The following is a 7,281-nucleotide window of genomic DNA, read 5'->3' as shown; positions in this document are numbered from 1 at the left end:
GGCGAACCGGACGCTGCTCGGCACATTATCGACGGTATGCGCATAAGGGTTTTCGCAAGACACCGTGGCGGCAAGGTTGCACCCGACGATGCTCTCGCTGGCGCGTACCTTCGCCAGCAAGCTATCCGCATCGTCGTCGACGGTGGAGATGATCGCACGCTGGGCGCCGTGGTCGCGCACATGGCGGACGAGCGCACGCGTGTCCACGCCCTCGATTGCCACTACGCCGTTTCGTTTCAGGTATTCGGGGACGGACATGCCGCTTCGCCAATTGCTCGGCGTCGCGCACATGTCGCGAACCACCAGGCCGCGCAGGGCGGGCGTGGCCGATTGCGCGTCCTCGACGTTGACGCCGTAGTTCCCGATCTGCGGATAGGTCAGCGTGATGATCTGACCCGCATAGCTAGGATCGCTGATCACCTCGAGATAGCCCTCGAGCGAGGTGTTGAAGCATATCTCGCCGAATGCCTCGCCGGAAGCTCCGCACGCGGTTCCGAAGAACACCGCGCCGTCTTCCAATGCCAACGCCGCCTTCGCGCCAACCCCTTTCGAGGTCCCGCGCAGCAGCTGTTCGGTTACATTGCTCACATGCAACTCCTTTCATGATGACAAGCGCCACCGCCGCGGCGCCGCCTCCTGCAAGCGGAGAGCCGAACACCTGGTCGTCGAAGCCGGTTGTCGCCTGCCATATTCCTTTTCGGTCTCTCGGTACCGCCCTTAAAGGACTTGGAGGAGTATACAGCTATATATTGGTTTTATTCCCTGTTATGCAGTTTTATAACCAACTGTTAACGTAATATGCACTTGATTTGCTTCCGATTTTTGTGCAGGCGCACTTAAACCCCTGATGGGAAGCGGATTTGAGCCCCTTTTCCCGTTGAGGGAAACCTCGTATACGTAGTAGGATGTTCGTTAACAGGACAGCGAGGCCGCTATCGGGAAGGGGAACCGATGGGAATCGACGAACGGGCGACAAGCCTACCTCCGGGTGCGATGCGCGGCGCCATCGTGGGAACAGTGGCGTTAATCACGGTGTTCGCGGCCGCTTCCGCGCCTATCCCGCTCTACGCTACCTGGCAGCAGCAGCTGGGGCTTTCCGCATCCGATGTATCCATGACCATCGTCATGTACCTGTTCGGCGTGCTGTCCGTGCTGTTCTTCGCCGGATCGCTATCGGACGCATCCGGCCGCAGGCCCACGGTCGGCGCCGCCCTTGCCTGCGGCGTTGCGGGATGCCTGCTGTTCATCGGCCTCTCAAGCGGCCCCATGCTGCAGTTCGCCCGTTTCGTGCAAGGGGTTTCCTGCGCGCTGTCCATGAGCGCCACCTCGGCATTCGTGATCGACTGCGCCTCGGAGCGCCATCGCACGTTCGGCATGACCATCGCAAGCACCGGGTACCTGATCGGCCTTACCGTCGGGTCGCTGGGCATCGGCATTTTCGCCACCGTCTCCACCGCTTACTGGCAGGTGTTCGTCGTTCTGGCCGTCATCATGCTTGCAACCATGCTCGCCCTCCCCTTCACACCGGAAACCGTGCACAACCGCATCACCTGGAAAAAGGCCGTTAAACCTATGACGCACGTACCGGCGCATCTTCGCAAACTGCTCCCCATCGTGGCCGGCGGCTATATCTCCACCTGGTCGGTCGGCTTCTTCTTCCAATCGCTTTCCACGCCAGCCTCGGTCGACTACTTCGGGGCGACCGACCCGCTCATCCCCTCCCTGGTACTGGCCTTGGCCATGGCGCCAAGTGCGCTAGGAGGCCCGGTATCGGCGCGCATGGGCACGCGCTCCTCGATGATCGTGGGCTACATCATCATGTTCGCCTCCATCGTGGCGCTAGGGGTCTGCATGGTTTTGGGCCTGCTGATCCCTTATTTGGTGCTTGAGGTGGTCTTCGCGGTCACCACGGGCATGATATTGTCCTCAAGCTTGCATATGCTTATCAGCGCAGCAACGCCGCAGGAGAACGCCAGCGTGGTGACATTGGCGAATCTGACCGGCTATGTGGGGTCGACCGTGGTATCCACCATCCAAACAGGGCTCACCGCCACATTCGACCTGGCAACGGTGTACGCCTTCATCGCGGTTCTGAGCGCCATCTCGATCGTGCCGGGATGCGTGACAATGGCCAAACACCAGAAATAACAGCCGCCAAAAGCCCTTTCCATCGGGACCCGCCGTACATGAATCGACGCAACCCCGATACAAAACCATGGGCTTGCAATGACGAGGAGGGGACATGCCCGAAATCTGCAACGAATCCAACGCGAAAGACCTGAGGAGCGCCATCATCGCGGCGTGCGCCATGCTGCTGACCTTCGCCGCAGTGGCGGTACCCGTTCCGCTGTACGCCGAATACAAGATAGCCCTGGGGCTCACCGACGCCGACATCTCGTTGACCATGGTTTCCTACCTCACCGGCGTGCTGACCACCTTGTTCATAGGCGGATCGCTGTCTGATGCGCTGGGACGCAGGCCGCTCGTGGCAGCCGCGCTGCTGTTCGGCTCGCTGGCTTGTGCGCTTTATATCTGGCTGCCCAACGGAGCCGCCTTGCAGATCGCCCGCATGGTGCAGGGCGTGTCATGCGGGCTTACCATGAGCGCCACCTCGGCGTTCATGCTTGATTGCACCTCGCAACGCTATCGCACCTTCGGCACCACCATCGCCAGCACCGGATGCTTGATCGGCATGATGATCGGGTCTTTGGGCATCGGCATCTACGCCACGTTCTCCCGCAACTACATCCCCATGTTCGCCGTGCTCATCGCGCTCATGATGCTCAACGCCATCCTGCTTCCCCTTGCGCAGGAAACGGTCACGCAGCGGATCACCATCCGCAAGGCCATCAAACCGCTCGTGCACATCCCGAAAAACCTTCGCCCGGTGTTCCCCCTTGCCGCCGAGTGCTATATCGCCGCATGGGGCACGGGCGTGTTCTTCCAATCGCTGTCCACGCCTGCCGCCGTGTCGTACTTCCAATCTACCGACCCGCTCATCCCCGCGCTTATGTTCGCGCTGGCCATGGCCCCGAGCGCCCTGGGCGGCCCCATGTCGGCTCGCACCACCACGCGATTCGCCGTGTACGGCGGCACGGCGCTGCTGTGCGTCAGCTACGCGATCTTGTGGATTACGTTGACGAAGGGCATGACGGTGCCGTTCCTGATCGCCGACGGCGTGTTCAGCGTTTCCACCGGCATCCTGCTTTCCGCCAGCATGCACATGCTCATCAGCTATAGCGACCCCGCAGACAGCGCAAGCGTGGTATCGCTTATCAACTTCACCGGTTATGTGGGGTCCACCGTGGTGAGCATCGCCATGAGCACCATCGCCAACAGCTTGCCGCTGAGCACCGTCCTGATGGTCGGTTTCGCCATCTCCATGGTGTTCATGATCCCCGGTTTCGCGACGAAGGCGCTGCGCAAGTAGCGCGATTTTCCCACAGCGAAGCCGTGGCGCGACTGGATGCACGACCGTGCTATAGCCAGAACTGCATCGAGGTCGACCCCTCCCGCAGTCATGTATCGACGCCGACCGCGGGCGGGGTTGTTCGGCACGGCAAACGGACCAGCCTGAAAGGATATCAACCGCCGCAAACGCAAAAAGGGATGCCCCGGATTCTGTCCGGGGCATCCCTTCTGTTTTGCATTGGTAGAGCTTGGCGTTACTCGACGATCTTGCCGTCTTCCATGGTTGCGTAGCCGCCGACGTACACGTCGGTTGCGCGGCCGGTGAGCTGAGCCCCGATGAAGCCGGAGTTCTTCGCCTTGCTGCAGAAGTCCGCGGCGTCGACGGTCCAAGCGGCCTCGGGGTCGATGACCGTCAGGTCGGCGGTGCTGCCGGCCTCGAGGGCCACGCGCTCCACGCCAAGGATAGCGCGCTGATTGGCGCCCATGAGCTCGGTCATGCGCTCCCAGGTGATCTTGCCGGTGGCCACCAGGTTGGTGATGACCAGGCCCAGGCTGGTCTCCAGGCCGATCATGCCGAACGGCGCCAGCTCGAACTCTCGGTCCTTCTCCCATGCGGTGTGCGGGGCATGGTCGGTGACGATGGCATCGACGGTGCCGTCGATCACGCCGGCGATAAGGGCCTCTGCATCGGCGGCCGTGCGCAGCGGCGGGTTGACCTTGAGGGCCGTGGAGTAATCGTCGCCGATGTTGTCCTCGGCGAGGAACAGGTGATGCGGGGTGACCTCGCAGGTGACCGGCAGGCCCTCGGCCTTCGCGGCGCGCACCATGTCAAGGCCGCGAGCGGTGGAGATGTGCTGGATGTGCAGCTTGCAGCCGGTCAGGCGGCACAGGGCGATATCGCGGGCAATCTGCAGCTCCTCGCCTTCGGCCGGCCAGCCCAGAAGGCCCAGGCGCGTGGAGGCGACGCCCTCGTTAACCTGACCATCGCCGACCAGGTCCTCGTCCTGGCAGTGGCTCATGACCACGCGGCCGAACTGGCTGGCGTAATCCATGACGCGGCGCATCATGCCGGCAGCCTGGATGCCACGGCCATCATCGGTGAACGCCACGGCGCCGTGCGCGACCATGTCGCCCATCTCGGAGAGCGTCTCGCCCTTCAGGCCCTGAGAGCAGGAGCCCGACACGTGCACGCGGCACTTGCCGGCCTGGGCGGCGATAGACTTCACATACTCGACGGCGACGGCGTTGTCGACGACCGGGTTGGTGTTGGGCATGGCGCAAACCGCCGTGAAGCCGCCATGGGCCGCGGCGCGGGTGCCGCTGGCGATGTCTTCTTTCTGCTCGAAGCCGGGCTCGCGCAGGTGCACGTGCATGTCGACCAGGCCCGGGACGACGATCTTGCCGGCCAGGTCGCGCTCGACGCCCTTCTCCAGGGTAAGGCCCTGGCCGATCTCGGCGATCTTGCCGTCGCGGATGAGGATGTCGGCGGTTTCGTTCAGACCGACCTGCGGGTCGATCACGTGCGCGTTCTTAAGCAGTAATGCCATCTTCGCTCCCTCCAAGCAGCAGGTACAGGGCGGCCATGCGGGTCAGGATGCCGGCATAGACCTGGTCAAGGATGACCGAGCGCTCCGGGTGGTCGGCCATAAAGGAATCCAGCTCGACGCCGCGGTTGATCGGGCCGGGGTGGCACACGATGCAGTCGGGGCGCATGAGCTTGTTGCGCTTCTCGGTGAGGCCGTAGAGCATGTTGTACTCGCGCAGGCTGGGGTACGGCGCGCCTTCGAGGCGCTCGCGCTGGATACGCAGCATGTACACGACGTCGAGCTCGGGGAGCACCTCGTCGATGTTATGCGAGATGTGGTCGACGCCGAGGACCTCGGGGCGTGCGGGCAGCAGCGTGGGCGGGGCGATGGCGGTGACCTCGCAGCCCATGATCTTCAGGGCCGGGATGAGGCTGCCGCACACGCGGGAGTGCCCGATGTCGCCGACGACGCCGACCTTCAGGCCGTCGAGGCGACCCTTGGTCTGCCAGATGGTGTACAGGTCGAGCAGCGCCTGCGTGGGATGCTGGTGCTTGCCGTCGCCCGCGTCGATGACATGGACGCCGGACACGTCGGCGATCTTACGCGGCACGCCGGCGTGCTTGTCGCGCACGACGATCATGTCGATCTTGTAGGAGCACAGCGTCTCCACCGTGTCCACCAGGCTCTCGCCCTTGACCGAGGAGGTGGAGCTGCCGCCGAAGTTCAGGCTTGCGGCGGACAGGCGCTTCTCGGCCATCTCGAAGCTCGAGCGCGTACGGGTGGACGGCTCGTTGAACATGTTCACGACGGTGAAGCCCTTGAGCGTGGGCACCTGCTTGATGCGGCGCTCGTTGACCTCCTTGAACTTCACGGCCGTTTCCAGGATGGCCATGATGTCATCGGCGGAATACTCCGTGATGTCGATAAGATGCTTGTGGTTGAAAGCCATTCCCTATTCACCTCCCAGCGGTGCGGCGCCGATGTGCGCGCCGTCGGACATTTCCAGAATCTCGACCTCGGACTTGCCGTCCACTTCCTCCAGGAACAGGCGCACGTTCTCCTGTGCGGCGGAAGGCACGTTCTTGCCGACATAATCGGCGCGGATGGGAAGCTCGCGGTGTCCGCGGTCCACCAGCACGGCAAGCTCCACGCGAGCCGGGCGGCCGATGTCCATGAGCGCGTCGAGCGCGGCGCGGATGGTGCGGCCGGTGAAGAGCACGTCATCTACGAGCACGACGTCCTTGCCGTCCATATCGAAGTCGATTTCGGTGGAATGCACTTCGGGGGCGAAGTGGGTGGCGAAGTCGTCACGATAGAAGCTGATGTCGAGCTTGCCGAGCGGCACCTTCGTGCCCTCGATCTGCTCGATCTTCTCAGCCAGGCGCTTGGCGAGCAGATCGCCGCGCGTGACGATGCCGACGAGCGCGAGGTTATCCGCGCCCTTGTTGGTCTCGAGGATCTGATGCGCGATGCGCACCAGAGAGCGCTCGATCTCGTCTGCATCCATGCAGACGTTCTTGACCGTCCCTGCGTCAGTCATACACACCCTTTCTCTAGTCGAGTGCGTACAGACAGACACGTCTTTCGGGAAAGCCGCCGAGTTTTTCGGCCCGCCCGAACCTTGACGCCATGTCGCAAGGCATAAAAAACGCCTTTGCGGCTGACAAAGGCTTCATCTCAGATCCGCTCTTGTGAAAGCGAGCGATTCGGGTGTTACCTTGTCGGTCTCTCTGTACCGCATTTAAAGGAACTGTTGGCAGTTTATGCGGACCGGCGCGGTTTGACAACCCCGAATATCGAAAAAACACCCCGAGCGGTCGGTTTTTATGCAGCGGTGATTCGCAAGTTCATCCGGACGCTTCGCTTTTGCTCTCGAACTCAACCGTACGCGTCCGGATGAGTTCGAGAATCCCTTTCCGGAGGCCCTCCCGAGAGAAAGGAAAGATCATGAGGAAAAACGCGCCGAAGCCCTACCGCAGGCTGGACAAGGCCGACCAAACCGCGATCGAGAGGGGCCTCGACAAGCGCAAGCCAGAACAAGGGACGACTGTTGTGTTCACGTAATCGACCCCCGCGCCTTCGGCAACGCGACGTGAACGCACCTCCGTCCCCTGTTCAGGTTGGCGCTAGCCGAGCAGCGCGGCCATGCGAGCGGCCAGCGAATCCCATGACACGGCGGTGGCATCGAAGCCGGTTCCCTCAAGGGGCTGCGCCGCCGCCGCTTGAAGCTGCTCCCGCAACGCTTCCGAAAGACGTTGCTCGAAGGCCGGCAGGTCCTCGGGCACGGGCACGTCGACGCCCTCGATGCGCGGCGGTTCCACGAACGAGACGGGCGCATCGGGAA

General features: G+C 62.7%; 7 protein-coding genes. 2 read left to right on the top strand and 5 right to left on the bottom strand.

The window, feature by feature from the left end; all coding sequences use genetic code 11:
- Window positions 1–588 (bottom strand): carbamoyl-phosphate synthase domain-containing protein (locus tag Q0H50_RS07460; RefSeq protein ID WP_294420999.1); only part of this gene is annotated, 588 nt, incomplete at its 3' end.
- A 363-nt stretch (window positions 589–951) separates the two neighbouring features.
- Between Q0H50_RS07460 and Q0H50_RS07455 the strand changes: the two genes are divergently transcribed.
- Both Q0H50_RS07455 and Q0H50_RS07450 read left to right on the top strand, forming a co-directional pair.
- Window positions 952–2,148, top strand: a complete 1,197-nt coding sequence (locus Q0H50_RS07455) for an MFS transporter (RefSeq protein ID WP_294420998.1) — start codon at window positions 952–954, stop codon at window positions 2,146–2,148.
- A gap of 94 nt (window positions 2,149–2,242) precedes the next feature.
- A complete protein-coding gene (locus tag Q0H50_RS07450; protein ID WP_294420997.1) occupies window positions 2,243–3,430 on the top strand; it encodes an MFS transporter in 1,188 nt (395 codons plus the stop codon).
- Between the two features lie 235 nt (window positions 3,431–3,665).
- Here the strand turns inward: Q0H50_RS07450 and Q0H50_RS07445 are convergent, their stop codons facing one another.
- From Q0H50_RS07445 to Q0H50_RS07430, 4 genes are all read right to left on the bottom strand, one after another.
- Complete coding sequence (locus tag Q0H50_RS07445; RefSeq protein WP_294420993.1) at window positions 3,666–4,958, bottom strand: dihydroorotase; 1,293 nt, start codon at window positions 4,956–4,958, stop codon at window positions 3,666–3,668.
- Entirely contained in the window at window positions 4,942–5,886 is a 945-nt protein-coding gene (locus Q0H50_RS07440; RefSeq protein ID WP_042434081.1) for an aspartate carbamoyltransferase catalytic subunit, read from the bottom strand. Before Q0H50_RS07440 ends, Q0H50_RS07445 begins: the two co-directional genes overlap by 17 nt.
- A gap of 3 nt (window positions 5,887–5,889) precedes the next feature.
- Complete coding sequence (gene pyrR / locus Q0H50_RS07435; protein WP_042434078.1) at window positions 5,890–6,477, bottom strand: bifunctional pyr operon transcriptional regulator/uracil phosphoribosyltransferase PyrR; 588 nt, start codon at window positions 6,475–6,477, stop codon at window positions 5,890–5,892.
- 586 nt (window positions 6,478–7,063) lie between these two features.
- On the bottom strand, window positions 7,064–7,281 hold a 218-nt coding region (locus Q0H50_RS07430), incomplete at its 5' end, for a hypothetical protein (RefSeq protein WP_294420991.1).

The sequence above is a fragment of the uncultured Senegalimassilia sp. genome (assembly GCF_934632265.1).
GTDB lineage: Bacteria > Actinomycetota > Coriobacteriia > Coriobacteriales > Eggerthellaceae > Senegalimassilia.
The sequence above is the reverse complement of the archived record's forward strand: the minus strand, read 5'-3'. Positions and strand labels throughout refer to the sequence as shown.

Excerpts from the sequence above, each read along its gene's own strand:
- Q0H50_RS07455 (WP_294420998.1), top strand. The coding sequence starts at position 952 with ATGGGAATCGACGAACGGGCGACAAGCCTACCTCCGGGTGCGATGCGC.
- Q0H50_RS07450 (WP_294420997.1), top strand. The coding sequence starts at position 2,243 with ATGCCCGAAATCTGCAACGAATCCAACGCGAAAGACCTGAGGAGCGCC.
- Q0H50_RS07445 (WP_294420993.1), bottom strand. The coding sequence starts at position 4,958 with ATGGCATTACTGCTTAAGAACGCGCACGTGATCGACCCGCAGGTCGGT.
- Q0H50_RS07440 (WP_042434081.1), bottom strand. The coding sequence starts at position 5,886 with ATGGCTTTCAACCACAAGCATCTTATCGACATCACGGAGTATTCCGCC.
- pyrR (WP_042434078.1), bottom strand. The coding sequence starts at position 6,477 with ATGACTGACGCAGGGACGGTCAAGAACGTCTGCATGGATGCAGACGAG.